Source organism: Mammaliicoccus sp. K-M42, assembly GCF_022386375.1.
GTDB lineage: Bacteria > Bacillota > Bacilli > Staphylococcales > Staphylococcaceae > Mammaliicoccus > Mammaliicoccus fleurettii.
On the sequence record NZ_JAJNIS010000004.1, the window covers coordinates 53,432 to 78,568 of the forward strand.

The 25,137-nt window shown below is 31.1% G+C and carries 30 protein-coding genes, 1 pseudogene and 1 riboswitch; of the genes and pseudogenes, 6 read left to right on the forward strand and 25 right to left on the reverse strand.

Going from position 1 to position 25,137, the window contains the following annotated elements; translation table 11 throughout:
* Positions 1 to 28: 28 nt before the first annotated feature.
* From sufU to sufC, 4 genes are read right to left on the reverse strand one after another with little or no spacing between them, the layout of a single operon-like run.
* Positions 29 to 469, reverse strand: a complete 441-nt coding sequence (gene sufU, locus LQ668_RS03940) for a Fe-S cluster assembly sulfur transfer protein SufU (RefSeq protein WP_078357707.1) — start codon at positions 467 to 469, stop codon at positions 29 to 31.
* Positions 459 to 1,730 (reverse strand): cysteine desulfurase, encoded by a 1,272-nt coding sequence (locus LQ668_RS03945; protein WP_174221883.1) that lies wholly within the window; start codon positions 1,728 to 1,730, stop codon positions 459 to 461. Before LQ668_RS03945 ends, sufU begins: the two co-directional genes overlap by 11 nt.
* Positions 1,727 to 3,043, reverse strand: coding sequence for a Fe-S cluster assembly protein SufD (gene sufD, locus LQ668_RS03950; RefSeq protein ID WP_107509709.1), 1,317 nt, complete (start codon positions 3,041 to 3,043; stop codon positions 1,727 to 1,729). The genes LQ668_RS03945 and sufD overlap by 4 nt, the downstream gene beginning before the upstream one ends.
* A gap of 35 nt (positions 3,044 to 3,078) precedes the next feature.
* Positions 3,079 to 3,858: a Fe-S cluster assembly ATPase SufC gene (gene sufC / locus LQ668_RS03955; RefSeq protein WP_078357710.1), complete on the reverse strand. Its 780-nt coding sequence runs from the start codon at positions 3,856 to 3,858 to the stop codon at positions 3,079 to 3,081.
* A gap of 340 nt (positions 3,859 to 4,198) precedes the next feature.
* Here sufC and LQ668_RS03960 point away from each other — a divergent pair, with 340 nt between their 5' ends.
* Entirely contained in the window at positions 4,199 to 4,432 is a 234-nt protein-coding gene (locus LQ668_RS03960; protein ID WP_107509710.1) for a hypothetical protein, read from the forward strand.
* A gap of 85 nt (positions 4,433 to 4,517) precedes the next feature.
* On the opposite strand, the gene LQ668_RS03965 is transcribed toward LQ668_RS03960, so the two are convergent.
* The 7 genes from LQ668_RS03965 to LQ668_RS03995 all read right to left on the reverse strand — a co-directional run bounded on the left by LQ668_RS03965 (position 4,518) and on the right by LQ668_RS03995 (position 8,869).
* Positions 4,518 to 5,339, reverse strand: coding sequence for a MetQ/NlpA family ABC transporter substrate-binding protein (locus LQ668_RS03965; protein ID WP_119634326.1), 822 nt, complete (start codon positions 5,337 to 5,339; stop codon positions 4,518 to 4,520).
* Between the two features lie 13 nt (positions 5,340 to 5,352).
* Complete coding sequence (locus LQ668_RS03970; RefSeq protein ID WP_078357712.1) at positions 5,353 to 6,048, reverse strand: methionine ABC transporter permease; 696 nt, start codon at positions 6,046 to 6,048, stop codon at positions 5,353 to 5,355.
* A complete protein-coding gene (locus LQ668_RS03975; RefSeq protein WP_107509711.1) occupies positions 6,041 to 7,066 on the reverse strand; it encodes a methionine ABC transporter ATP-binding protein in 1,026 nt (341 codons plus the stop codon). The genes LQ668_RS03970 and LQ668_RS03975 overlap by 8 nt, the downstream gene beginning before the upstream one ends.
* Positions 7,067 to 7,143: 77 nt before the next feature.
* Positions 7,144 to 7,250, reverse strand: a riboswitch (SAM riboswitch).
* Between the two features lie 29 nt (positions 7,251 to 7,279).
* Positions 7,280 to 7,603, reverse strand: coding sequence for a thioredoxin family protein (locus LQ668_RS03980; protein WP_078357714.1), 324 nt, complete (start codon positions 7,601 to 7,603; stop codon positions 7,280 to 7,282).
* Complete coding sequence (locus LQ668_RS03985) at positions 7,560 to 7,964, reverse strand: toprim domain-containing protein (RefSeq protein ID WP_078357715.1); 405 nt, start codon at positions 7,962 to 7,964, stop codon at positions 7,560 to 7,562. The genes LQ668_RS03980 and LQ668_RS03985 overlap by 44 nt, the downstream gene beginning before the upstream one ends.
* A 103-nt stretch (positions 7,965 to 8,067) precedes the next feature.
* Positions 8,068 to 8,448, reverse strand: a complete 381-nt coding sequence (gene gcvH / locus LQ668_RS03990; protein ID WP_078357716.1) for a glycine cleavage system protein GcvH — start codon at positions 8,446 to 8,448, stop codon at positions 8,068 to 8,070.
* 67 nt (positions 8,449 to 8,515) lie between these two features.
* Complete coding sequence (locus LQ668_RS03995; protein WP_078357717.1) at positions 8,516 to 8,869, reverse strand: arsenate reductase family protein; 354 nt, start codon at positions 8,867 to 8,869, stop codon at positions 8,516 to 8,518.
* 141 nt (positions 8,870 to 9,010) lie between these two features.
* Here LQ668_RS03995 and LQ668_RS04000 point away from each other — a divergent pair, with 141 nt between their 5' ends.
* On the forward strand, positions 9,011 to 9,331 hold the full coding sequence (locus tag LQ668_RS04000; protein ID WP_107509712.1) for a thioredoxin family protein: 321 nt from the start codon (positions 9,011 to 9,013) through the stop codon (positions 9,329 to 9,331).
* 176 nt (positions 9,332 to 9,507) lie between these two features.
* Here the strand turns inward: LQ668_RS04000 and LQ668_RS04005 are convergent, their stop codons facing one another.
* The 3 genes from LQ668_RS04005 to LQ668_RS04015 all read right to left on the reverse strand — a co-directional run bounded on the left by LQ668_RS04005 (position 9,508) and on the right by LQ668_RS04015 (position 11,403).
* A complete protein-coding gene (locus LQ668_RS04005) occupies positions 9,508 to 10,047 on the reverse strand; it encodes a nitroreductase family protein (protein ID WP_078357719.1) in 540 nt (179 codons plus the stop codon).
* A gap of 92 nt (positions 10,048 to 10,139) precedes the next feature.
* Positions 10,140 to 10,877 (reverse strand): type I 3-dehydroquinate dehydratase, encoded by a 738-nt coding sequence (gene aroD / locus LQ668_RS04010; RefSeq protein ID WP_203153707.1) that lies wholly within the window; start codon positions 10,875 to 10,877, stop codon positions 10,140 to 10,142.
* A 112-nt stretch (positions 10,878 to 10,989) separates the two neighbouring features.
* On the reverse strand, positions 10,990 to 11,403 hold the full coding sequence (locus LQ668_RS04015; protein WP_107509713.1) for a universal stress protein: 414 nt from the start codon (positions 11,401 to 11,403) through the stop codon (positions 10,990 to 10,992).
* 270 nt (positions 11,404 to 11,673) lie between these two features.
* Here LQ668_RS04015 and LQ668_RS04020 point away from each other — a divergent pair, with 270 nt between their 5' ends.
* Complete coding sequence (locus tag LQ668_RS04020) at positions 11,674 to 12,477, forward strand: DUF4352 domain-containing protein (RefSeq protein ID WP_239775909.1); 804 nt, start codon at positions 11,674 to 11,676, stop codon at positions 12,475 to 12,477.
* An 81-nt stretch (positions 12,478 to 12,558) separates the two neighbouring features.
* Here the strand turns inward: LQ668_RS04020 and LQ668_RS04025 are convergent, their stop codons facing one another.
* Positions 12,559 to 12,741, reverse strand: coding sequence for a CsbD family protein (locus LQ668_RS04025; RefSeq protein WP_203153705.1), 183 nt, complete (start codon positions 12,739 to 12,741; stop codon positions 12,559 to 12,561).
* Positions 12,742 to 12,940: 199 nt separating this feature from the next.
* Here LQ668_RS04025 and LQ668_RS04030 point away from each other — a divergent pair, with 199 nt between their 5' ends.
* On the forward strand, positions 12,941 to 13,357 hold the full coding sequence (locus LQ668_RS04030) for an organic hydroperoxide resistance protein (RefSeq protein ID WP_107509715.1): 417 nt from the start codon (positions 12,941 to 12,943) through the stop codon (positions 13,355 to 13,357).
* Positions 13,358 to 13,402: 45 nt separating this feature from the next.
* Here the strand turns inward: LQ668_RS04030 and LQ668_RS04035 are convergent, their stop codons facing one another.
* The 8 genes and pseudogenes from LQ668_RS04035 to LQ668_RS04070 form a co-directional block, all read right to left on the reverse strand.
* A complete protein-coding gene (locus tag LQ668_RS04035; protein WP_078357725.1) occupies positions 13,403 to 14,806 on the reverse strand; it encodes an MFS transporter in 1,404 nt (467 codons plus the stop codon).
* Between the two features lie 192 nt (positions 14,807 to 14,998).
* Positions 14,999 to 15,942 (reverse strand): annotated as a pseudogene (locus LQ668_RS04040) (nucleoside hydrolase).
* Positions 15,943 to 15,991: 49 nt separating this feature from the next.
* Positions 15,992 to 17,185 carry a DUF4352 domain-containing protein gene (locus LQ668_RS04045; RefSeq protein ID WP_208144058.1) on the reverse strand — a complete coding sequence of 398 codons (1,194 nt, stop codon included), beginning with the start codon at positions 17,183 to 17,185 and terminating at the stop codon, positions 15,992 to 15,994.
* Positions 17,186 to 17,269: 84 nt separating this feature from the next.
* Positions 17,270 to 17,809, reverse strand: a complete 540-nt coding sequence (locus LQ668_RS04050; protein WP_078357728.1) for a hypothetical protein — start codon at positions 17,807 to 17,809, stop codon at positions 17,270 to 17,272.
* A 125-nt stretch (positions 17,810 to 17,934) separates the two neighbouring features.
* Entirely contained in the window at positions 17,935 to 18,435 is a 501-nt protein-coding gene (locus tag LQ668_RS04055; protein ID WP_078357729.1) for a GNAT family N-acetyltransferase, read from the reverse strand.
* A 218-nt stretch (positions 18,436 to 18,653) separates the two neighbouring features.
* Positions 18,654 to 19,169, reverse strand: a complete 516-nt coding sequence (locus tag LQ668_RS04060; protein WP_078357730.1) for a GNAT family N-acetyltransferase — start codon at positions 19,167 to 19,169, stop codon at positions 18,654 to 18,656.
* Between the two features lie 12 nt (positions 19,170 to 19,181).
* Positions 19,182 to 19,688 (reverse strand): GNAT family N-acetyltransferase, encoded by a 507-nt coding sequence (locus LQ668_RS04065; protein ID WP_107508958.1) that lies wholly within the window; start codon positions 19,686 to 19,688, stop codon positions 19,182 to 19,184.
* Between the two features lie 94 nt (positions 19,689 to 19,782).
* A complete protein-coding gene (locus LQ668_RS04070; protein ID WP_115337686.1) occupies positions 19,783 to 21,186 on the reverse strand; it encodes an aminotransferase-like domain-containing protein in 1,404 nt (467 codons plus the stop codon).
* A 137-nt stretch (positions 21,187 to 21,323) separates the two neighbouring features.
* Here LQ668_RS04070 and LQ668_RS04075 point away from each other — a divergent pair, with 137 nt between their 5' ends.
* Positions 21,324 to 21,941 carry a LysE/ArgO family amino acid transporter gene (locus LQ668_RS04075; RefSeq protein WP_107508960.1) on the forward strand — a complete coding sequence of 206 codons (618 nt, stop codon included), beginning with the start codon at positions 21,324 to 21,326 and terminating at the stop codon, positions 21,939 to 21,941.
* A gap of 71 nt (positions 21,942 to 22,012) precedes the next feature.
* Here the strand turns inward: LQ668_RS04075 and LQ668_RS04080 are convergent, their stop codons facing one another.
* Entirely contained in the window at positions 22,013 to 23,206 is a 1,194-nt protein-coding gene (locus LQ668_RS04080) for a GTP-binding protein (RefSeq protein ID WP_218702665.1), read from the reverse strand.
* 46 nt (positions 23,207 to 23,252) lie between these two features.
* Positions 23,253 to 23,522, reverse strand: coding sequence for a 30S ribosomal protein S14 (rpsN, locus tag LQ668_RS04085; protein WP_078357734.1), 270 nt, complete (start codon positions 23,520 to 23,522; stop codon positions 23,253 to 23,255).
* A gap of 521 nt (positions 23,523 to 24,043) precedes the next feature.
* Here rpsN and LQ668_RS04090 point away from each other — a divergent pair.
* A complete protein-coding gene (locus LQ668_RS04090; protein ID WP_107508962.1) occupies positions 24,044 to 25,009 on the forward strand; it encodes an arsenic resistance protein in 966 nt (321 codons plus the stop codon).
* Positions 25,010 to 25,137: the final 128 nt, after the last annotated feature.

Genomic DNA, 25,137 nt, shown 5'->3' on the forward strand with positions numbered 1-25,137 from the left:
ATAATAGCGTTCGCCCATTGTTCAAAAGTTACGCGTTATCTTGCTCTTTTGTTCCTTTTTCAAATGCTTTCCAAGCTAATGTTGCGCATTTAATACGTGCTGGGAACTTAGACACTCCTGATAGAGCTTCAATGTCGCCCATTTCTTCATTGATATCGTAAGATTCTCCAAGCATCATATTTGAAAATTCTTTGCTCATTGCTAAAGCTTCTTCGATTGAATGACCTTTTACTGCTTCAGTCATCATTGATGCACTAGACATTGAAATAGAGCAACCTTCACCTTCAAACTTAGCATCTTTAATAACATTATCTTCAACATCTAATGTTAAGCGGATGCGGTCACCACAAGTAGGGTTGTTCATATCTATTGTTAAAGATCCATCTTCAAGAACACCTTTATTACGAGGGTTCTTGTAATGATCCATAATGACAGAACGGTATAGTTGATCTAAGTTATTAAAATTCATAAGAGAAAAACTCCTTCGCTCCATTAAGTGCCTGAATTAACTGGTCAACATCTTCAGTAGTATTATAAATATAGAAGCTTGCTCGTGCTGTTGAAGATTGGTTTAACCATTTCATTAATGGTTGCGCACAATGATGCCCCGCTCTTACAGCGACACCTTCAGAATCTAGTGCAGTCGCTAAATCATGTGGATGTACACCTTCTACATTAAATGTTATTAGCCCTGCTCTTTTGTCAGGGGCTGGTCCATAAATATCTAATCCATCGATTTTAGACATTTCATTGTATGCATAACTAACTAAATCATACTCATGCTGATGAATGTTATCCATTCCGATAGAATCAATATATCTTATAGCTTCAGCTAAGGCAATTGCTTCAGCAATAAGAGGTGTTCCTGCTTCAAATTTAGTTGGTAAGTCTGTCCATGTTGCATCTTCTAATCCAACAAAGTCAATCATATCTCCACCAAATTCAATAGGTTCCATCTTATCTAATAAATTACGCTTACCATATAAGACACCTATTCCAGTAGGACCTAACATTTTATGTCCACTAAAGCTAAAGAAGTCCACATCTAAATCTTGAACATCAACATTCATATGTGGTGCTGACTGTGCACCATCAACTGCTATAACAGCATTATGATTATGCGCAACTTCAGCAATATACTTCACATCATTTATCGTTCCTAATACATTTGATACATGAGTTACTGCAACAATTTTAGTATTATCATTTATCGTGTTATCGATGGCTTCTTTTTCAAGTTCGCCACTTTCTGACATCGGAATAAATTTAAGCTTTGCACCAGTTCTTTTAGCCAATTGTTGCCAAGGTACGATATTAGCATGATGTTCCATTTGTGTAACAACAATTTCATCACCTTCTGAAACATTTGCGTCACCATAACTATGTGCAACTAAATTGATTGCTGTTGTTGTACCTCTTGTAAAAACAACTTCTTCAAAATACTGTGCGTTTATAAATCTTCTAACTGTTTCACGCGCTTTTTCGTAAGCATCTGTTGCAAGCGTACCAAGTGTATGCACACCACGATGAACATTTGAATTATAGCGATTGTAATAATCTACTATACTATTCGTTACTTGCGTAGGTGTTTGACTTGTGGCTGATGAATCTAAGTACACGAGTCTACTACCGTTAACTTGTTGCTCTAATATTGGAAAATCTTTTATAATTTTTTCTACATTAAATGTTGATTCGGCCACATTATCAGACCTTTCTGTGCCTTTATTTATATTTGTGTTGTTACTTTAAGTTCGATAACATCACGTAATTGACGTTTTACGTCTTCAATTGGCAATGCAGATACAACTGGGTCTAGGAAACCGTGAATAACTAAGCGCTCTGCTTCTTCACGAGAAATACCTCTACTCATCAAGTAGTATAATTGGGTTGGATCTACTCTACCTACTGAAGCTGCATGTCCTGCTGTTACATCATCTTCATCAATAAGTAAAATTGGGTTTGCATCTCCACGTGCTTTTTCAGATAACATAAGAACACGAGATTCTTGTTGTGCATCTGCTTTAGTACCACCATGTTTAATGTAACCAACACCATTGAAGATAGATGAAGAACTATCTTTCATAACGCCGTGTTTCAAGATATGTCCGATTGATTCTTTACCATATTGAATGATTTGTGTTGTAAAGTTTTGTTTTTGTTCTCCACGACCTACTACTACTGTTTTTAGGTTACAGTTTGAACGGTCACCCATTAAATAAGTAGTGTTGTCATTGATTGTACTACCATCATTCATTAAGCCTAATGCCCAATCAATTGTTGCATCAGCATCAGCTGTGCCACGACGAATAATATGTCCAGTAAAATCTTTATCCATGAAATCAACTGTACCATAAGTGATATTTGAGTTAGCTCCAGCTATAACTTCAGAAACAATATTTAACTGACCTTTATTTGAAGATACAGTAGATAAATAGTTCTCAACGTAAGTTATTTCAGCACTTTCTTCAGTTACGATAATCGCATGGTTGAAGAAGCTCGCATCGCTATCATCATGAAGTACTACATATTGTACAGGATCTTTAACGACAACATTTTTTGGTACGTATACGAAGACACCACCATTTACTAATGCTGCGTGAAGTGCAGTTAATCTATGCTCATCTACTTTAACAGCATCTGTCATGAAGTATTTTTGCACTAAATCACTGTTTTCAATTAAAGCTGTTTTTAAGTCTTTAATTACAACACCTTGTTCAATTAATTTTTCGTCTACTTTAGTAAAAGCAGGCGTATTATTATGTTGAACAATTAAGTTTGTTGCATTTTCAGTATCGATAATTTTTTGTACTGATTCAGGTAAACTTTCAATTGAATCGAATGTATCACTTTCAACTACATGAGTGTTAAAAGTATCAAAATTCCATCTATCAATTTTAGTTTTGTCTGGTTTAGGCATTTCTAATTTATCTAAATTTTGAAAACTTTCTTTTCTTAAATCAGTCATCCATTGTGGTTCGTTCTGAGATGCTGAATAATTAACGATGTCTTCAATGTTAATATTTAACTTTGTTTCAGTTGCCATTTATACTCCTCCTACTTGACTATAATTCTTATATATTATTCAGCGTTGATTGTTTCGTCTTCAATATTAAGTTCGTCTTTAATCCACTCGTAACCTTCTTCTTCAAGACGTCTCGCTAATTCTTCGCCACCTGATTTTACAACGCGACCTTGCATCATAACGTGTACGAAGTCTGGTGTAATATAATTTAATAGTCTTTGATAGTGAGTAATAATTAAGCAACCAAAGTCTTCACCGCGCATTTTGTTGATACCTTTTGATACAACTTTTAAAGCGTCAATATCTAAACCTGAGTCAATTTCATCTAAGATAGCAAACTTAGGTTCTAACATCATTAATTGAAGAATTTCATTACGTTTCTTCTCACCGCCAGAGAAACCTTCGTTAAGGTATCTTTGAGCCATGTCTTGATCCATTTCTAATAGATCCATTTCTTTATCTAATTTCTTAATGAATTGCATTAAGTTAATTTCGTCGCCTTCTTCACGTTTAGCATTTATAGCAGAACGTAAGAAATCAGCATTTGTTACACCAGAAATTTCTGATGGATATTGCATAGCTAGGAATAAACCAGCTTGAGCACGTTCATCAACTTCCATTTCTAATACATTTTCACCATCTAAAAGGATTTCACCTTTAGTTACTTCATATTTAGGGTGTCCCATAATAGCAGAAGATAAAGTTGATTTACCAGTACCATTTGGTCCCATTATTGCGTGAATTTCACCTTGTTGTATTGTTAAATCTACACCTTTAAGAATTTCCTTGCCTTCGATTTCTACGTGTAAATCTTTGATTTCTAATTTTGATGCCATATTATTTTTTCCCTCCAGAGAATTTATTCACATTTAAAAAAGATAACCCTACATTATCTTTTCTAGTTTATAATAATTTTAATCTAACGTCAAAGTTTGTTATGATTCTTTACCCTTCACATTATAACGTAGTTACTAAGTCAATTAAACACTTTCGCTCAATTTATATAGAAGAAACGCTTCATAAATAACATTTTTCTGAAAAGTCTTTCAAATGATAATCATTTCAATCTATTCTCATTTTATGTAAAATCTATTTGAATGGCTTAAGAAGGCTATTTAGGAAAATGTATATTATAATGATGTTAAATAAAATTTAAAATACGGAAAGGAAGTCCAAATGAAACGCTATGAACAATTTGCATTTGTAATAAGTGCGATATGTGCTTTTATATTATTATTAAATTTAGTAGGCGTCATAAATATAAGTAGTTTATACAACACACTTTTAACCGCATTGACAATTGCTAGTATCGCTACATTTAATGTAAGAAACTATAGATCAATTGGCATTATTTTATACGCAATAGCAGTCTTCATGATTGTTATTTATTTCGCTAATGGCATGGTATAAATTATTAGCGGTCAAGACTACGAAAACTAGCTCAATAAAATTAAAAGAGCATCTAGCCGAATAGCTAGATGCTCTTTTAATATATTTATTTTGCTGAAATTACTGCACCATCATATTTTTTATCGATGAAGTCTTTAATTTCTTTTGATTGTAATACTTTTATTAACGCTTTGATTTTCTTATCGTCTTTGTGTCCTTTTTGTACTGCGATAAGGTTAGCGTAAGGTGATTCTTTACCTTCTACTGCGATTGAATCTTTTATTGGATTTAATCCTTGTTCAATTGCAAAGTTAGAATTGATAATTGTAGCGTCACCTTCGTTTGCTTGATAAGATTTCGGTAAGAATTCTGCTGATTGTTTGTTGTTGAATTTAATATTTTTCTTATTTTCAGTAATGTCATCGAATGTTGCATCTATTGGATCAACGCCGTCTTTAATTTTGATTAATCCTGCTTTTTCAAAGAATGCTAAAAATCTTCCTTCTTCTGCTGGGTTATTTGAAACGTATACTGTAGCATTTTTCGGTAAGTCTTTTAATTCTTTATATTTTTTAGAATAAACTGCCATTGGTTCTAAGTGTACATTTCCTGCAGACTCAATTTTATATCCTTTTTCTTTAGATTCAGTATCTAAATAAGGTGTATGTTGGAAAAAGTTTGCATCAAGTTCACCTTTATCTAATAATTTGTTAGGTGTTGTGTAATCGTTAATTGTTTTAATTTCTAAATCATAACCTTCTTTTTTAAGAAGTGGCTTTGCTTCTTCTAATATTTCAGCGTGTGGTGCTGGTGATGCACCTATTTTAATTGTTTCTTTTTTACCTTTGTCATCGCCGCTTCCTCCACCACATGCAACTAGCACTACTGCTAATAGTGAAATGAATAATAAACCAAAAACTTTTTTCATGTGAAACACTCCTTTAACGTTTATCAATTTTTTTAACAATAATATCTCCAATAAATTGGATTACAAATACAATAATTAATATAAATATTGTTGAAATTAAAATGACATCATTTTGATTTCGTGTAAATCCAGTTAAGTAAGCTAAGTTACCTAACCCACCTGCTCCAATTACACCTGCAATTGCTGTTGATCCCACTAATGCAATTGCTGTCACTGTAATACCTGAAACTAAGGCAGGTAATGATTCTTTAATTAACACTTTTCTTACTACTGTCCATGTTGTAGCACCCATTGATACAGCTGCCTCAATAACGCCTTTATCGATTTCTTTCATACCTATTTCTACTAATCTAGCATAGAAAGGTGATGCACCTATGATTAATGCTGGTAGTGCACCTTTTGGACCACTGATTGTTCCTAATAAAATATCTGTAAAAGGTATTAATAGTAGAATTAAGATGATGAATGGAATAGCTCTGAATAAGTTAACGACGAATGATACGATTGAATAAAATATTCGAGAGCTCTTTGATGTCCCTCTTGATGTTAAAAATAGTAATGTTCCTAATATTAAACCAAATACTAATGTAAATACTGTTGATATTACCGTCATGTATAGTGTTTCATATAATGCTTCCCATACGGCATCCCATTTAACATTAGGCATTGTAATCATTTCAGTTATAATATCTCCAAATGATTTATTCACTTACATTCACCTCTACTTTCACACCAAGATCATTAAGTTCTTTTTTAATTTGATCTTTAGAATAATCACCTTGAGGTAAATGAACGATCATATGGCCAAATGTGCCATTTTGAGTCAACTTAACATCACCTTCAATGACATTAATATCGATATTATATGTTTTAATAATTTTTGCTAACACAGGTTCTGAACTCGTTCCACCAACGAAATTCAGTTTCCAAATTTCTCCGTTTGGTTGTTCTTTTCTGAAATCTTCTAATGTTCTTTGAAGATCATCAGCTTTTAAGTCATCTTTTACGAAACGCTGTGTAACATATGTTTGAGGGTCATTAAATACATTGATAACTTCTCCCTCTTCGACAAATTTACCATTTTCCATGACTGCAACATGATCACATATTTTTCTAATGACATGCATTTCATGTGTAATAAGTATAATTGTTAAATTGAGCTCTTTGTTTATGTCTACTAATAAATCTAATATTTCATCAGTAGTTTGAGGATCTAATGCACTTGTTGCTTCGTCACATAATAATACGTGCGGATCATTTGCTAAAGCTCGAGCTATACCAACTCTTTGCTTTTGCCCACCGGATAATTGTGATGGATAAGCATTCTCACGACCTTCAAGACCCACTCTTTTGATAAGTGCTTTTGTTTTTTCGTTTATCTCACTTTTAGATACCCCTGCAATTTCTAAAGGAAATGCAATGTTATCTTTAACCGTACGAGACCATAGTAAATTGAAATGTTGGAATATCATACTTACCTTTTGTCTTTTTAATCTAAGGTCTTGTTTAGAAAGTTTGCCAATATTTGCACTATCAACTATAACTTCACCTTCAGTTGGCGTTTCCAGACCGTTAAACATTCGTATTAATGTACTTTTTCCAGCTCCAGAAAATCCAATTACACCATATATACTTCCTTTATCTATTTTTAAGTCGACATGGTCAACAGCTGTAATGTCACCTTTTTTTGTTTTGAAAGTTTTAACAACTTTATTTAACTCAATCAAATCTGCTGCCTCCTAATCTTTAAATTAAAAACGCCTTACTCTAATTATCAAGAGAAAGGCGTTAGAAATATGTCTTTCTCTCATCTTCAAAAGTTTACACTTTTTGTGAATTGGCACCATTTCATATATATATGACGGTTGCCGGGCTTCAAAGGGCACATCCCTCCACCACTCTTGATAAGAGTTACTACGTATTTAATTAAATTCATACTATCATGATAAGTTTTTATCGTCAATAACTTTTTGAATATTCTCAACAATATAAGGAACAGACTGAAAAGCGTATATTCTTTCTATGACCTTATCTTGTTTCATAATGAATAATACAGGTACTGATAAGATTTCAAATTCTCTACAGAACTCTGGATAAAAATTTAAATCACATTTATTGATTGGTAATTGTGTTACTTCGTTCGCTATATCCAGCATACGCTCAGATATTTTGCACGTTCCACATGTAGGTGTATAGCCAAATAATAAATGTAAATCCTTATCAAAATGCTTGTATATATCGTTCAATATTTCTGTGTGTTTCATGGTAACGATACTTCCCTTTCAATACAAAATCATTGTTTACTGTAAATCCATGATAGTTTAACACATTCGCTAAATATTGTCTTGGACAGCGAGCTACTTCAGAAAATGTCGAATCAATATAAATATGACGACTTTCACTCACATACTTCTTAAACCATTTTCGAATACGTTTACCTTCTTTATCTTGATCGACTAAAACATATACTTGTGAACCATAAATTTCTTCTAAAAGTTCGTCCATTTTTTCTACACCCATTGTTCCATGTGTACAAATAATATGAACATGATCATTTAATACTTCTTTCACTCGTTTTTTATCAGAAATACCTTCTACGATTATTACTTTTTTAATCATCGCCATGGCCATCACCTTCTACAAATGAATTAATATTATAGTTCAACTTCGTATTCAAGATTTAAAAAAACTCCATGATACCATTTGCATCGTGGAGTTTAATATTATATTATTCACCTATCATTTCACTATAAGCGTCTGCATCTAGTAATCCATCTAATTGAGCTTTATCAGATAACTCAACTTTAACCATCCATGCTTTATCATATGATGATTCATTAACAAACTCAGGGCTATCTTCTAGTTCTTCGTTTACTTCAACGACTTTTCCAGATAGTGGTGCATATAGTTCAGAAACTGTCTTAACAGATTCTACACTACCAAATGAATCTCCACTAGTTAATTCGTCACCTTCTTCAGGTAACTCAACAAACACAATGTCCCCTAATTCTGATTGAGCAAAATCAGTAATACCAATTGTTACAACATCACCATCAATTTTTACCCATTCATGTTCTTTAGAATATTTTAACTCACTAGGTACTGTCAAAGTAATCCCCTCCTATATGTATTTCACCTATAATCATGACATAAAGCGATTATTCAAGCAACTATTTTTACAACCAAGTTTGGCGATATTCGTCTTCTTTAAAACCTAAAGTAACCTTATTGCCTAAAACTGCTAAAGGTCTTTTGATTAACATACCATCTGAAGCTAATAAATCGAATTTTTCGTTGTCAGACAAATCATTCATTTTATCCTTTAAACCCAACTCGCGATATTTAGCGCCTCGAGTATTAAATAATTGATTCACAGTAATATCTGTTCCATCAATGATATCCTTTAATTCTTTAGCTGTTGGTGTTAACTGTGTAATATCAATCGGTTCGAAACTAGCACCATTCTCTTCTAGAAACTTTGCTGCCTTTTTGCAAGTTGTACAATTAGGATATTGATAAAATTTTATCATGTCTTTACCTCCATATGTCTATTTAAATCTATTATAACAATATTACTAACGAACATATAGTAATGAGTTAAATAATTTTTAAAATATTGAAAATGCGATATACTTTAATTATAAGAAAAATTTCTAAGGAGCATAATAAAAATGAGAACAATTAGTCAATATGCAGAATTCGAAGAGATCACACAAAGCGAAGAACCAGTAGTTGTAAAATTCTTTGCAGACTGGTGCCCAGATTGCACAAGAATGAACCAATGGATTGATCCTATCATCGACGAATATCATAATTTCAACTGGTATCAAATTAATCGCGATCAAGTTCCAGAAGCGGCTACAGAAAATGATGTAATGGGAATTCCAAGTTTATTAGTATTTAAAAATAACAAAAAACTTGCTCACTTACATTCAGCAAATGCCAAAACACCTGAAGATGTAAAAGCATTTTTAGCTGAAAACTTAAAATAATAAATAGTTGATTTAAATAAGTAAGAGGCTGAGACAAATTAATTGTCTCGGCCTCTTACTGTATGGTGATGATTTTGAGAATGTCTTCGATTAACTCTCTACTTAATCTACAACTTGCCCGATCTCTTCGATTAACTCTCTACTTAATCTACAACTTAGCCTAATACATTATATTATTACCATTCTGTAATAAGTGAATTATTTTTTCTTGTCATTACATTTACACTTGGGTCTTTTTCTGTAACATATAAAAATCCATTAACATCTTCATCATCATTTACTCCAACGATTTTACGGAATGTTGGTTTGAATATAAATTCAGGTGTTTTCCAACATGAACCCATTCCTTCATCGTGTATGAGTAACATTAAATTTTGAATAAATGCACCTATCGCCATTTGATTTTCAAGATTTTCTTTTTGTCTTGAATCTCTTTTCGAAAGTATAACAAACATGCCACCGACTTTAGTCACTTTGTTTATATATTTTTCTTGTTTAGCAGGATCATTTACAAATGCAGATTGTGCTACTTTTTCAGCAAATTCAGGTATTTGTTTTTTATTTATATATACTAATCTCCACGGTTCTCGCATTCCATGATTTGGAGCATAAGTTGCTAAATCAACTAAAGAAAATAATTTCTCTTCATCAATATACATCTCATAGTCATATTTTTTTACGCTTCTTCTTTCTATAATCGCTTTCTTTAATTCCATTATTTACACTCCCAATTCCCATTGATAATTATTATCAATTATATCATAAAAATGAGCTTAAATTCTAATATAATAGAATTTAAGCTCATATATTAATGTTGATATAAATCTAATTGTTTCTTAATTTCTTTAACATGAATTTGTCCAGGTGCTGCTTCTTTACCTACAAAGCCATAAGTGAATTTAGAACCAAATAATCCACCAGTGATTCTAGTCATTTTTCCTAGTTCACCCATTGAAATACCAATCACATCAATTTCCAGCTTATGATAAGCTCTGTTCAGAGCATTAAGCATAGATAATAAGTGTTTTTCATTGTGTGGCATTACGGCAAGCTTCCCGATATCTGCACCTAATTCTGCCATTTTTTCATAAGTTACAAACATTTCTTCTTCATCAGGCGTCGATTTAAAATCATGATGAGATATGATTATTTTAACTTCATTATTTTGTGCTTTTGTTATGCAATTCATTAAATTATCTTCGTAAGTATCTAATTGAATGTCTACATAATCAGCTTTTTTATTACAAATAATGTCTTGCATTAATTTGTAATATGATTCATGATCAAAATCACCATTTCCACCTTGCCCTTTTGAACGATAAGTGAATAATATCGGTGCAAGTTGATATTCTTTTTTAAATTTCTCTAATATTTCATTAATATTTTCAATTGAAGTGTTTTTTAAAGCGTCTGCTCTAAATTCAACGATATCAATTGAATCTTTATTTGAAATGAGTTCTTCAACTGTTTTTTTAATATCATATGCTGTTTCTAATGATATTGTCGCAACGATATATGGAAACGTTTTTGTTTGTTCTTCAGTCATAGTCATTCCTCCAATGTTCTTCTATTTATATTTTACATTAGTCGAGGAAATTTTTCTATGAAACGATGGTTGAATATATCATATAAATAGCTACCCATCATAATTTTAAAACTTATTTTACAATTAATACCGGGATTGCAGCTCGTTTAGCAACTTTATGACTGACACTTCCTAACACGAGTTTATCTTCATCTTCTGCTTTTCTATTACTTAAAACAACAATGTCAAAATCTCCAGTATTAGCTTTATTTACCAATTCTGATTTAGGATTCCCTTGAACAAATTGAAGATTATATTTGATATTTTGTTCATTAAAATAATCAAATATATGCTTCATCGATTCTTGTCTTTTTTCTTTAAGTTCATCTAAATGGACACCCGTACGTACAGAAGCTTTTAAATCTTTTTCGCTAACAACGTTATAAAGTGTGACTTCTGACCCTTCTCCAACAAGTTTAGCAATCTGTTCTAAAACTTTTTCATTTTTCATTTCTGTATTAATGCCAAACAAAATATTTTTATACATGATTACCACTCCTTTTACTCTATTCTAAACTAAGTGTTGCCCTATTTTCAATTTTTTACATTCTGAAAAATAATAAAATATTAATTTACTATAAATATTTTGTATATTTTATAATAGACCTAGATTTATTACCCAATTTACTATAAACTAAAAATAATTAATAAATAAAACAATTGTTTTACATTGATTATTTACTTGTGTATAAGGTTTTGAAATCATACATAGACAATTGTTTTTTATTAAAAAATAATACATAAAGGGGGAAATATTATGGCTAATTCTAATCAATCAGATCAGAATCCTTTCAACCAAAACACCTCAGAACAACAAAACGCACAACAAAATAATCCATTTAATGATTCTACTGATGGTAATAATCATCAGCAAGAGCAACGCCAATCGGGAGATGGTAAAGGCTCTAGTATGAAACCTTGGTTCTTTGGCTGTGGTGGATGTTTAATAGTATTCATTATTTTAGCAGTTATTTTGGGTGCATGTGCTGCTGGCCCAATTAAAGACCAAATTGATGAGTTCACAAATAATAGTACTGAAGAAAAATCTACTGAAGAGGAAACTACTGAAGAATCTACAGATGAGGAAACTACTGAAGAAGAATCTACTGAAGAGGAAACTACTGAAGAATCTACAGATGAAGATGATGATTCATCTACTGTTACTAGAAACACAACAGTAGGAAACTCAATTAGTGCAATCGGTACAAAAATTACAGTAGAAAAAGCTGAATTTGTTGAACCAACTAATAAATATAGTAAACCTTCTAAAGATAAAATATTAAAAGTTTCTTACAAACTAGATAATATTAATAACTCAAGTTTAATCGTTGGTGATACTAACTTCGGAATTACAGCTGATGGTAGTAGAGTTTCAAAATTCTATGGTATGGATGATGAAAATGATGGATTTTCATTTAGTTTAAAACCTGGTGAGTCAGATACAGGTTATGCATACTATGATGTACCAGAAGCGGATCAATATGACGTACAATTACAATTACGCTCATCAGATAAACGTTACAAAATGAAATGGGAAATTGATGAAGACGACATAAAATAATCAAAAAGAGCAGGAATTCATTTTTTTAAAATGAATTCCTGCTCTTTTTATACTATAAAGAAATAATAATTCAATTAGTTATTATTTCTTAAATTTATCGATAACATCATTTGCTTTATTTTTTGCGTTTTCTACCGCTTCTTTAGCTTTACCAGAAGTTTTATCTTTTTTACCTTCATTTTCTAACTCTTTATTATCTGTTACATTACCAACTGTTTCTTTAACATTACCTTTTGCTTGTTCGAATTTGCTTTCGTCTGCCATTTTATATCACCCTTCATAAATCATAATTGAATGATTATCCATTCTATATTATTTATACCCAATAACATACTTTATAAACATCTTATTTAATTGAATGGTAATTAAAAACTTCCTTAATTAATCACTTATCTATGAAACTATGATTTAAAAATTAAATTAGGGGTAAACATTTAATATATACTAAAGGAGGTATTTTTTTATGGCAACTCAATATGAAACAAAAGCAACAAACACAGGTGGTCGTAAAGGTCATGTTTATACAGATGATAAAGCAATTGATGTAGACGTGTTACCACCACAACAAGCTGATGGTAACGCTACAAACCCTGAACAACTTTTCGCTGCGGGTTATGCTTCATGTTTCAATGGCGCTTTCGATTTGATTTTAAAACAAAACAAAGTACGTGACGCTGAACCAGAAGTTACTTTAACTGTACGTTTAGTAGATGACCCAAATGCTGAAAGCCCAAAACTAGAAGTAGATATTGATGCTAAAGTTAAAAATGTATCTCAAGAAGACGCAGAAAAATATTTAAAAGATGCTCATGATTTCTGCCCTTACTCAAAAGCGACTAGAAATAATATAGACGTTAAATTAAATGTTGAAGCTGTTTAATAATTATAAAAAAAGCATCGGGTGAAATCACCCGATGCTTTTTTCTTATGATTTGTTTGTTTCTTCTTCCTGATTCCACCATAATGCATCTTTTGGATTTTCATATACTTCTTGTAAGTCTTCTTTATTATCAACATTCGGATATGATCCTCTTAGTGATTTGTTTGAAGTTGTTTTGAACATAAACAAGAATATGACTAATCCTACTACATTTATAAATGTTAAATAATATGACGGTGCAATTTTTTGACCAGTTGTTTCTACTAAAGTGGTTAAAATAAATGGTGTTAAACCACCAAAAATTGCTGCACCTATATTATATACAAGAGATAACGTTCTTAGTCTTACTTTTGTATAGAATATACTTGGTAACACTGATGGCATAACGCCTTCAAATGTAGACATGAATAATGCAATAATGAATAAACCTGCAATTACCACTGGAATGGATGGAATACTCATCAACCAGAAAGCTAATACTGAGAGTAAACTAAATCCTATTAGGCCAAATAAAATTGTGTTTTTATTTCCAACTTTATCACTATACCAACCAAAGAAGAATACTGCCGGTATCATTGCTGCCATAGTTAAAATACTTAGCATACTACTCATCGTACCGCCTAAATCTAACGTACCATTAAGGAACGAAGGCATATATGATAAAACCATATAGTTTGCTACATTTAAGAATGCTACACCAGCGAAACAAACGATTATATCTCTCCAATATTTTCTAAATATATCTTTATAAGAATACTCAAGTTCTTCTTGTTCTTCGAGAGTTGTTTCATAAGCTGGACTTTCATCTAAATTATTTCTTAAATACACACCAATGATTCCTAATGGTGCTGCAATAATGAATGGAATTCTCCACCCCCATGAAGCCATTTGTTCATCATTCAGTACAGCATACATAATACCTACGAGTGCTGCAGCTAATATACTTCCAGACAACGTTCCGATTTCAAGTCCGCTTCCTAACTTACCTCTTGTTTTATCTGGCGAAATTTCGGCTATGTATGTCATTGCACCTGCATACTCACCACCAGTTGAGAATGATTGTACCATTCTAACAATTAATAATAAGATTGGTGCCCAAATCCCTATTTCATGTTGAGTAGGCAAAAGACCTAAAGCTAGTGTTGATAGTGCCATCATAATAATAGTTGTCGATAGCACAACTTTACGTCCATGTTTATCTCCAAGATGGCTAAAGAATATACCACCTATTGGTCTAACAATAAAAGCAAATGCAAATACTGCAAATGTTGATGCAAGTTGAATTTCTTTTGGCATATTACCAAAGAAGTTCATACTTATAATAACTGCTAATTGAGCATAAAGACCGAAGTCAAACCACTCAATTGCATTACCAATCCCTGTTGCGACGACAGTTTTTTTAGTTTTACTAGCGTCTACAACATTAACGTTCTTTTTCTTGAATTTCATAATTTTATAAACACTCCCCATTTTGTCTATATATTCATATAGCCTATTAAAATGTTTTTAATCAAAAAAACTGAAATTTATAAAAAACATCTCACAATACTCTTCAAATCATGTTTAAAATTAATAATAAATAAAACACTCCGTTGAATAAATTTACATTAAAGTAATCTATTCAACGGAGTGTTTAATTCGTTATATTTTTTTAGCTAATTCAGTCATAAAATCAAAGAATCCATCTCGGTCTACATCATTCACAATATTAACGATTCTTCCTTCTTCACTTTTAAAAGTACGACCCTGACTAGGTCCATGAGTGATTACAGATAATTTTTGTTCTTCTTTCTCTACAAGTTCTGGCTTGCCAACGTACGCAGTTGTTAATACATCCCATAAGAAGTACGTAGAATTCGTAACAAAGTGTGTTAACGGTGGTACTAGCGCATAACAAATACCTAGAAAATCTACACCTTCAAATTGTCTTTCGTTTGCCCAACGTTTACGAATGTCCGGAGTTAATGGTACTTTGTTTGTACTTTGTTTGTACTTTCCAGTGCTACCATATCAATCGGTAAATTCGTATCAAATACTGTTTGAACAGCTTCTGGATCCCAAAAAGCATTCCACTCTGCTGTTCCATCATGTTCAGGTTCTTCTACATTTCCTTTATCCAGCAAAGTTCCACCCATCCAAACTACTCTTTCAATACGTTCTTCTATTCTAGGTTCAACTTTTAAGCTTTTAGCTAAATCAGTTAAAGGGCCAGTCAATAACATTGTGACTTTTTCAGAACTATTCATGACTTTCTCTATAATATCTTCATAAGCTTCATTTTCAGAAATAGTAGACTTAATATCTACATCTTCATTTAAAATCGGCATTGCATCTACAAAAAATGCATGCATTCTCCAATCTTTAGGAAAAGGATTTTTACCTCTTTCTTGCGAAGATGCAACATCTAATTGCTGTGATGAAAATCGATTAATAATTTTACAGGACGCATTCGTTGCTGGTTCAACATAGCAATCTGCACCAATAGCGCTAACACCAATTAAATTCACATCATCCATTTGTAATAACAAAAATAATGAAATTAAATCATCGACGCCACCATCATGGTTAAAATATACTGTCTGCATTAGTTTACCTCTTTCTACTATTTCAAATATAAATATTCTTCTAATTCAATTATCGTTCTTCAGACGAATTTGAATCACGCTGAGATTGCTTCTGCTGTGCTGCTCGTTCTCTTTCTTTTTGTGCTGCCTCTTGTGCTGCTCGTTGTTTTTCTTGTTGTGCTGCTTGGTCTTTTTGTTGCTGTTGTTGTTTTTCTCGTTCCGCTGCAGCTTGTTCTTGCTCTCGTCGTTTCTGTTCTGCTGCTGCCTGTTCTTTTTGAGCAGCTGCTTGATCTTGTTCTTTTTGTGCTGCTGCTTTTTCTTCAGCTGCTTCTTGTTGTTTCTTCTCTTGCTCAGCAGCTTTTTTATCTGCTTCCTCTTTAGCTGCTTTATCTTCGGCAGCTTTTTTAGCCGCTTCTTCTTTTGCTTCTTTATCTTTAGCCGCTTTATCTTCAGCATCTTTTTGACGTTTCTTCTCTGCTTCATCTAATTTTTTCTGTTCTTCTGCAGAATTGTTAGGTTGTTCAACAGTTTGTTGTTCATTTGTTTGTGGTTCTTGTGGTGGCACCACTTCTTCAGTTGTTCTTTCATTATTCAAATCTTCTTTAATATCTTTTTTAGCTATAGTCCAATTTGCTTTATATTCTTTTTTAGATGATTTAAAATCCATATTTACTTGATACTTATCCATATCCGCTACATCATAATATAAATAACTAGATTTAGTCTCACCTTTTTCTAGTTGATGTTGGAAACCACCTTTATTATCTTTCATACCATTAAACTGTGGCTGTACTTCTCCATCAATTGTTAAATTAAAATTAGAATTATCTATAAATTTTTTATCTTTCTCTAAATTTTTGAATTTATAATTGATTTTCAATATTTTGCCGTTTTGAGAATATGAATAACCATCATCAGGCAGAACAAACTCAGCCTTAGTGACCGTTACTTCTAAACCATTAGCGATAATTTTGTCACCTAACTTTAAATCTTTCAAGTCTTTCTTAGGTGTATCAGATATATGTTTAACTTCCTTTGGCTTGTCTTCTTTGAATAATTGTTTGTATGAATATTCTTTATCAAAAGACAAACTCACAAAAATACAAACAAAGCTTATAACACCAACTACAAATAGCACGATTGTACTTGCTAAATAGCTGCTATACTGTTTTTCTTTGGCATATTTTATTACTGTGATAGCCAAAGTAACAATAAAGGCAATGGATATAACTACCCACAACAACACAAAAAGTATACTGCTCATTTTTTCTCTCCTCTTAGATTGATTAGTTATTTTATCATAGCATGAATTAGTCAAAATAATAGTATTGAACTAAATTATCACTCACTATAATTGACCAATTCTTTCAAAAGTTAATTCATATAATTCTTTATCATCTAAATTAACAAAACTATCAATCGAGATTCTATATTCATTAGATGAGCGTTTTTTAGATACCTGACCATTATACTTCAACTCAATCGTCATGTTAGTTTCATAACCATTATTTTCAATAGTATCACTAAACTCAGAGAGTACTTTTTGATTAATAGGAATTAAATAAAACTGATTGTTAGGTAAAATGTTAATACGTTTCCTTTGAAGTATTTCTTCATCATTTAACTTTAATATAACTTCAATATCTTTCGCAGAGCCGCCACCTAAATTTAATAATTTAAATGCCGTGTTCACATACTCATGGTCAGAAGCAGTCAAATTCCTCACTTTAATCCCACGCTTATTCTTTTCTAAAATAATCTGATCAAATGATAAATAAGGAATAAAAGATATTTTAATTTGACGAATTTGGATCATAACAGATATAAAATATAAAATGGCCATTATAAACGTACCAATAGAACCAATAGCTTGAATAATATTTATCATACTTTCACCTCTCTATAAAAACCTTGTTCTATTTTATACCCACTTCGAAATTGCTAAATCATATATTAGAAATGAAAAAGGTTCGATTACTGTTTAACGAGTATCGAACCTTTTAATAACACCTTTTAATATTCTTCTTTTAAAATACTATATATTAATGAATCTCTATAACCATCTTTTAATTTTATATCTTGTCTTAATATCGCTTCATGTTTCATACCTAACTTTTGTAAAACGATTTCTGAAGCTGAGTTACGTATATCAGTTGAAGCCCATATTCTATTTAATTTAAGAACTTTAAATCCATATTTTATAATAGTTCTTCCAATATCCGTTGCTATACCGTTACCCCAATATTCTGGATGTACAATATAACCAAGTTCTCCACTTTGATTTTTTGTGTCACTAACCAGTTGTATCGCACCAATAACTTTATCAGTATCAGCATCGACAATGACATTGTACATCCAATTTTCATCTCGGTTTAATAACATTTCCACAAATTCTTCAGTTTCTTCATAAGATTGAGGCTCCCATGATTGATATTGACTCACTTCAGGTTTATTAGCATATGCATGAATATCTTCTATATCTGAACGTTTTAAATCTCGTAAATAGTAATCCATTAGATATCCTCCAATTAGTTTATGTATTATTATGATTGGGAATATCTTATCACAATTCTCTTTTTAATACCAAACTATTCTTATAAGTTTACTATGTTATAGATAAGATAATGCATTTTCGGGTCGATAATTTTATTTATCGGCCTGTATTTCGTGTTTCCGGACCGCTATTTTTATTTATCGGTCCGTATTTCTCATTTCTGGACCGCTATTTTATTTTATCGGTCCGTATTTACCAATTCATATCTCATCATATCTTCATCATAATAACTTACACCATCAAAAATAGCTTTTGGTTCTGTAGCATACTTTTGAAACCCCATTTTTTTATAAAATTCTATCGCTCGATTATTATTAGAAAGAACACTTAAATCTATAAACTTTAATTCATTTAACTCTGATGCCAGTTGAATCAACTTATTGACAACTCTGCTAGCTATACCAGTACTACGGTAATCAGGATGACAATACATTGCCACAAGGTTTCCTTTATGGTTAAGTTTTTTAACAGTTTCTCTATAAAAAGTTAATACACACACTAATTTATCATCTTCAAATCCACCGATTGTAAATTTCAACTCGTTTGATTCTAGACGTTTTTCAAATTTACTTAACGGATAATTTATTTCAATTTCATATAAAGAAGCAAATGCTTGTGCATCAGTTTGTAAACTTAGCAATCTTAAATCTCTAAATTCAATAACATCATTTTTATTTAATAGACGCACTACCATTTCACCACTCCTTTACTCACTAAAGTAATATACGTTTCCTGCTCCGTCATAATCATCTAGTTCTGGGTCGTGTTTGAGTCCTAATTTTTCTGCTGTTTTTATAGATGCTGTATTTTCCTTTTTAGTTAATGCTACTATTTTATATTGATTCTCAGTGATTTCTTTTACATGCTCTATTATTCTTTGGCTTGCTTCTGCTACAAGTCCTTGTTTCGTTTGCGCCGCTTCTATTCTGTAATATATATTCAAATAAGTTTGACCTTTTATATTTTTAAATTGTAATCCACATATACCAAATGGCTCATAGTAGTCTTTTTTTATTAGTACGTAATATCCGAATCCGTATTCTTTATAGTGCTTAATCCACTCTGACAATGTTTCTTTAAATGCTTCTTTATCTTCTACTGGACCTGCTGGATTATATTTTTGATTTAAAGGATCACGATGTACTTCAAATAATTTATCAAGATATGTATTTGCTGGTGGTACGAGTTTAAGTCGCTCTGTTTCTATGATCATCTGAATTCCCCTTTTTACATCAATTTTATTTTATATCATACCATTAAGCATAAAAAATACCCACCAATTAAGGTAGGTACTCATCAAAATGCATTTATTTTACTCTTTCAATAATTTCACTTAAATTTTTAAGACTACTATCTATTTCATTTTCATTTATATATGAATATGAAAAACGAATATAATTTGTGGAATTTGTGTCATAAATCTCGCCTGGTTGTATGAGGATATTTTCTTTAATAGCCTCATTGAAGACTTTTTTAACATCTACTGAATTGTTCAATTTAAACCAAATATAAAAGGAGCCTCGTGGTTCTTTCCATTCTCCGTATTTAGATAAGTGCGTTTTTAATGATTCTAAAAATAAATTCTTTTTCTTTTCTAGTTGAAGTTTTAACGCTTTGATATGATTATCATGATAGTCACTTAACCATTTCGCTGCTATATGTTGAGATATTGAACTTGCGCCATAATCGTTTTGCATCTTCAAATCTGACAAATGACTAATTACATTTTTATTTGCTACAATCCACCCTATACGTAATCCAGGACTTACGGTTTTAGAGAGGCTTCCTAAATATAGTACATTATCACTGTTTTCTAGAGCTTTCATTGGTAGATGTGTTTCTGACTCAAAAGATAAATCAGCATATATATCATCTTCAACAATAGGAATTCCATTTTTTTGACACTGATTAACTATTTTTTGTTTTTCAATTTTTGTATAAGTATTTTGAGTAGGGTTATGTAACGTCGGAATACAATAAAATATGCTATTTTTATAATCACTACTAACTTTGAAAATGTTGTTGATATTTTGTTTTATATATTTAATATTCAATGGCACAATTTGTGATCTAATATTATGCCATGTACGTACTGAATTAATGTAAGAAGGTGTTTCAATAATAATTTTTGATTGAGGTACTAATAGGCCATCTGCTATTAATTTCAAACCTTGTAAAGCACCTGATGTTATACAAATATTATTGATATCGCATTCGACACCTCTTTTTTTCATATACTTAACAATTTCTGTTCTTAACTCTGATTTTCCTTTAGGTTCTTCATAATTAGTATGTAGAGGGTCATCTTTAACTAATATTTCTTTAAATAAATGGTTAGGTATTAAATTTGGTGATAACTCCCCTGTTCCTAACCTTATAATTTCTTTGTCGAATTCTAGCTCATTAATTTTTTGGATGTAATATTGATTATTTTTAGATACACTATTACCAATATAATCTTGCCAACGAATATTACTCGTTATATAAGTATTCCACTTATTTTGAGATACATAGATCCCTCTTTTTTCTATTGTTTCTAAAATACCGTAGCTTTTTAGAATATCTAGGGCTTCAACTACTGTTGACCTATTCACATTATAGTATTGCGCAATTTCTCTTTGAGATGATAGCTTATCACCAGGCTTTAAAACACCATCATTTATTCGATTTGTAATATCATCAATTATCTTTTTGTATTGGAATACACTCATATTTACTCCTATATCTGGTTGGTATTTTATTTATAATCTGGTTGTTTTTAAAATTTCAAATTATTATAACATATATATATAAGTTTGAAATTAAGCCTTTACTCTAAAAGAAAATCATTAAAGAAAGCGTGTTTATTATGATACAACCTATAATCCATGGATTTTTATTAGCCTTAGGACTCATTTTACCTTTAGGTGCACAAAATGTATTTGTATTTAATCAAGGAGCAAATCAAAAACGCTTAATCGGTACTTTGCCTGTAATCATTACAGCTGGTCTATGTGACACTTTTTTAATAGTTCTTGCTATATTAGGTGTTTCTTTAATATTAATGTCACTTCCAATTTTACAAATTGTGATATATATTGTCGGACTTGTATTTCTATTATATATGGCTTGGTCGTTATGGCATGAAAAGCCAGATCACTTAAAAACGTATAATTCTATGAGCGCTAAAAAACAAATAGGGTTCGCTTTATCCGTATCATTGTTAAACCCTCATGCTATTATGGATACTATTGGTGTTATTGGTACAAGTGCAACCGTATATTCAGGAACAGATAAGCTTTTGTTTAGTATCTCCACTATTGTCGTTTCTTGGCTGTGGTTTATTTTGTTAGCTATACTTGGGAAACTACTCGGTTCTATCGATAAAACCGGAAAATATATTATAATATTGAATAAATTTTCAAGCATTATCGTATTAATCGTTAGTCTAATTATAATCAAAAATATTTTATCTATTATTTTTTAAAATTAAAGAGAGCGGAATAGAAATCTAATTTATTGAAAAGATTTCTATTCCGCTCTCTTTACTCATATTAATCAAGACAACTGCCATACATATGGGTCATGTAATTGTGACCAATCTGCATCTATTTCATGTGAATTAACTAAACATTTATCTAATGATTTTGTTATTTCATCTACATTTAAATCACTGCCTATGATAACAAATTGTGTTTCTCTATCACCGTATTCAGGATCCCAGTTTGCTTTTACTTCTGGTCTTTCATCTAATATTTCTCTTTTTTGTTGTTCGTTCATAGCATCAACCCAATATGTAATTGGATGAATATTAACGAATGAACCTGCTTGTGAAAACAAACATGCAACATGGTTATACTGTGCTAACCAGACTATACCTTTCGCTCTAATAATATTGTTTTCCATATTTTCCATCCATTGATTAAATCTCTCAGCATGAAATGGTAATCTTCTTTTATATACAAAAGATGAAATACCATATTCCTCAGTTTCTGGCGTATGATTAGCATGTCCACCTTCAGTTAATTCTTTAATCCATCCTGCTGATTGGCTCGCCTTTTCATAATCAAATAATCCTGTATTAACAACTTCAGTTAATGAAACATCTGCAAAACTTGTTTTAATAAATTTGGCACTTGGCTGTAGTTTTCTTAAAATGATTTCAAGTTGTTCTAAGTCCTTGTCTGCTACTAAATCAGCTTTATTCAAAATAAGCACATCACAAAATTCTATTTGATCAATTAATAAATCAGAAATAGATCTTTCGTCATCTTCACTGACACCTTCATCTCTATCTTTCAATAAGTCTTCTGAATACATATCATTTACAAATCTATGAGCATCAACAACTGTTACCATTGTATCTAATCGACATATACTTGTTAAATCTATACCTGATTCATCATCTATATACGAAAAAGTTTGTGCGACAGGTACTGGCTCAGAAATACCCGTCGATTCTATAACGATTTGATCTACATCTCCTCGTTTTACGATTTTTTCAACTTCGATAAGCAAATCTTCTCTTAACGTACAACAAATGCAGCCATTTGATAACTCGACTAGCTTTTCATCTGTCCTAGAAATGCCTCCACCTTCTACTACTAAATCTTTATCTATATTAATTTCACTCATGTCATTCACGATTACTGCAATTTTCAAACCTTCTCTATTCTTCAAAATATTATTCAATAGTGTTGTTTTGCCAGAACCTAAATAACCACTCAATACTGTAACTGGTACTTTATTCAAAATACTTCCCTCCCAATACAACTATTTTTCATGTTCATCTTTATTTTTACCAACTAGATTTTTTCAAACCAGGTATTTGACCTTTATGTGCATATTCTCTTAAAGCAATTCTAGACATACCAAACTTTCTATAAACTCCTCTTGGTCTACCAGTTACTTGGCATCTGCGTGTAATACGTGTAGGAGATGCGTCTCTAGGAAGTTTTTTCAATCCTTCATAATCATTGTTAGCCTTTAACTCTTCACGTTTCTCTCTGTATTTCTCTACCATTTGTATACGTTTTTGTTCTTTTGCAATTTTTGATTTTTTTGCCATTTTTATATACTCCTTTTTATTCATTAATGATTAAAGACTGAGACAACAAATTGGCCCAGTCTTGAAATCGCATATTAACGTAAGTAAAGTAGTCATTTCATCTCTCAGAGGTAAATCGTAATGACTACGTTTTAAATATAATACATAATTTTATTTTTGGCAAGTAAAAATTTTTATTTTTTCTTCAGTTATTTTTGAATAAAAAAAGTGAAACAGAAATCTAATTTACTAAATAGATTTCTGTTTCACTCAAGATTATATAAATTATTCAACTTTCCATACATTAAAACCATGTAATTGACTATTCGTATCATATTTCAAATCTTCTTTACCATAAAAAGTATAAGTTTGTTTTAGAAGCGGCTGGGACTAATTAATCTACATCTTATCTCATTTTTTCTAAAAAGTCTTATTTCTGTCCTATTAACTTATAAAAGCGCTCTTTATCATTTGCTCCGATTGAATTAAATAGTAGTACATATTATGATTTATATGAATAAAGATTACTATAGGAGGTTTCTATGTCTCAGTTAAAATCATTTTTAGAAACTAAACAGATTTATATATATATTGTTTTTATATTACTAGGCATATTTTGTGGCCTCTTTTTTGAAAATACTCAACAAATTTTTGAACCTTCTATTTCATTTCTTATCGCTATTTTAATGTTTGGTATGTTTTCTCAAATACCTTTTTTAACTTTACGAAATAAATTATTGAATTCAAGGTTTATTTTCGCACTTATTTTATCAAATTTTATATTAATTCCTATACTTGTTTTTCTACTGGTTGTAGTTTTTAATGTTACATCAACACCGCTTCTTATCGGTATTTATTTAGTACTACTTACGCCTTGTATTGACTACGTTATTGTATTTACTAAACTAGGACACGGTAATGCTGAACTCATGTTGATTTCTACTCCGATATTATTTATTTTACAAGTATTATTATTACCTATCTATTTTTGGATATTTTTAAATCAAGATTTTTCTCAATATATTGATATTAAACCTTTCTTGAAAACATTTATATTATTAATTATTTTACCTTTATTAATTGCCATTATCCTGCAATTTTTAAGCAAAAAATCTAATAAAATGATGAATATATTAACTTTTTCTGAATGGATACCTGTACCATTGATGGCTTTAGTGTTCACGACCGTTATTGGTTCTCAAATTTCGAAAATTGTTACTGATTTACAAGTTGTACTGTCAGTTGTACCGCTCTATTTATGCTTTATGATTTTAGCACCTTTCATAGGATATCTGTCAGGGAAGATTTTCAATTTAAATGTAACCTTAAAAAGAACATTAGCCTTTAGCTCAAGCACACGTAATGCATTAGTCGTTTTACCATTAGCTTTATCGCTACCTATACAATGGTCAACAACCGTTACCACTGTTGTTGTTACTCAAACGCTAGTCGAACTTATAGGAGAACTTGTTTATATTAAGCTAATACCTAGATTAATCGTTAAATAAAGTACAAACTTATTTGCATATGAACACTAAATATATACATAAAAAACTGTCGACAAAGTCTGAGCTTTGTCGACAGTTTTAATTGTTTTATTGATATAGGCTTAACAAAACTTTGTATATAAATTAGT

Excerpts from the sequence above, each read along its gene's own strand:
- LQ668_RS04070 (WP_115337686.1), bottom strand. The coding sequence starts at position 21,186 with ATGAGTGTATTCCAATACAAAAAGATAATTGATGATATTACAAATCGA.
- LQ668_RS04025 (WP_203153705.1), bottom strand. The coding sequence starts at position 12,741 with ATGGCAGACGAAAGCAAATTCGAACAAGCAAAAGGTAATGTTAAAGAA.
- LQ668_RS04015 (WP_107509713.1), bottom strand. The coding sequence starts at position 11,403 with ATGTATAAAAATATTTTGTTTGGCATTAATACAGAAATGAAAAATGAA.
- rpsN (WP_078357734.1), bottom strand. The coding sequence starts at position 23,522 with ATGGCAAAAAAATCAAAAATTGCAAAAGAACAAAAACGTATACAAATG.
- LQ668_RS04075 (WP_107508960.1), top strand. The coding sequence starts at position 21,324 with ATGATACAACCTATAATCCATGGATTTTTATTAGCCTTAGGACTCATT.
- LQ668_RS04020 (WP_239775909.1), top strand. The coding sequence starts at position 11,674 with ATGGCTAATTCTAATCAATCAGATCAGAATCCTTTCAACCAAAACACC.
- LQ668_RS04090 (WP_107508962.1), top strand. The coding sequence starts at position 24,044 with ATGTCTCAGTTAAAATCATTTTTAGAAACTAAACAGATTTATATATAT.
- LQ668_RS03980 (WP_078357714.1), bottom strand. The coding sequence starts at position 7,603 with ATGAAACACACAGAAATATTGAACGATATATACAAGCATTTTGATAAG.
- LQ668_RS03985 (WP_078357715.1), bottom strand. The coding sequence starts at position 7,964 with ATGGCGATGATTAAAAAAGTAATAATCGTAGAAGGTATTTCTGATAAA.
- LQ668_RS04005 (WP_078357719.1), bottom strand. The coding sequence starts at position 10,047 with ATGGAATTAAAGAAAGCGATTATAGAAAGAAGAAGCGTAAAAAAATAT.
- LQ668_RS04060 (WP_078357730.1), bottom strand. The coding sequence starts at position 19,169 with ATGGTAGTGCGTCTATTAAATAAAAATGATGTTATTGAATTTAGAGAT.
- aroD (WP_203153707.1), bottom strand. The coding sequence starts at position 10,877 with ATGACTGAAGAACAAACAAAAACGTTTCCATATATCGTTGCGACAATA.
- LQ668_RS04045 (WP_208144058.1), bottom strand. The coding sequence starts at position 17,185 with ATGAGCAGTATACTTTTTGTGTTGTTGTGGGTAGTTATATCCATTGCC.
- sufD (WP_107509709.1), bottom strand. The coding sequence starts at position 3,043 with ATGGCAACTGAAACAAAGTTAAATATTAACATTGAAGACATCGTTAAT.
- LQ668_RS04050 (WP_078357728.1), bottom strand. The coding sequence starts at position 17,809 with ATGATAAATATTATTCAAGCTATTGGTTCTATTGGTACGTTTATAATG.
- LQ668_RS04055 (WP_078357729.1), bottom strand. The coding sequence starts at position 18,435 with ATGGATTACTATTTACGAGATTTAAAACGTTCAGATATAGAAGATATT.
- LQ668_RS04000 (WP_107509712.1), top strand. The coding sequence starts at position 9,011 with ATGAGAACAATTAGTCAATATGCAGAATTCGAAGAGATCACACAAAGC.
- LQ668_RS04035 (WP_078357725.1), bottom strand. The coding sequence starts at position 14,806 with ATGAAATTCAAGAAAAAGAACGTTAATGTTGTAGACGCTAGTAAAACT.
- sufU (WP_078357707.1), bottom strand. The coding sequence starts at position 469 with ATGAATTTTAATAACTTAGATCAACTATACCGTTCTGTCATTATGGAT.
- LQ668_RS04030 (WP_107509715.1), top strand. The coding sequence starts at position 12,941 with ATGGCAACTCAATATGAAACAAAAGCAACAAACACAGGTGGTCGTAAA.
- LQ668_RS04065 (WP_107508958.1), bottom strand. The coding sequence starts at position 19,688 with ATGATCATAGAAACAGAGCGACTTAAACTCGTACCACCAGCAAATACA.
- sufC (WP_078357710.1), bottom strand. The coding sequence starts at position 3,858 with ATGGCATCAAAATTAGAAATCAAAGATTTACACGTAGAAATCGAAGGC.
- LQ668_RS03995 (WP_078357717.1), bottom strand. The coding sequence starts at position 8,869 with ATGATAAAATTTTATCAATATCCTAATTGTACAACTTGCAAAAAGGCA.
- LQ668_RS03960 (WP_107509710.1), top strand. The coding sequence starts at position 4,199 with ATGAAACGCTATGAACAATTTGCATTTGTAATAAGTGCGATATGTGCT.
- LQ668_RS03965 (WP_119634326.1), bottom strand. The coding sequence starts at position 5,339 with ATGAAAAAAGTTTTTGGTTTATTATTCATTTCACTATTAGCAGTAGTG.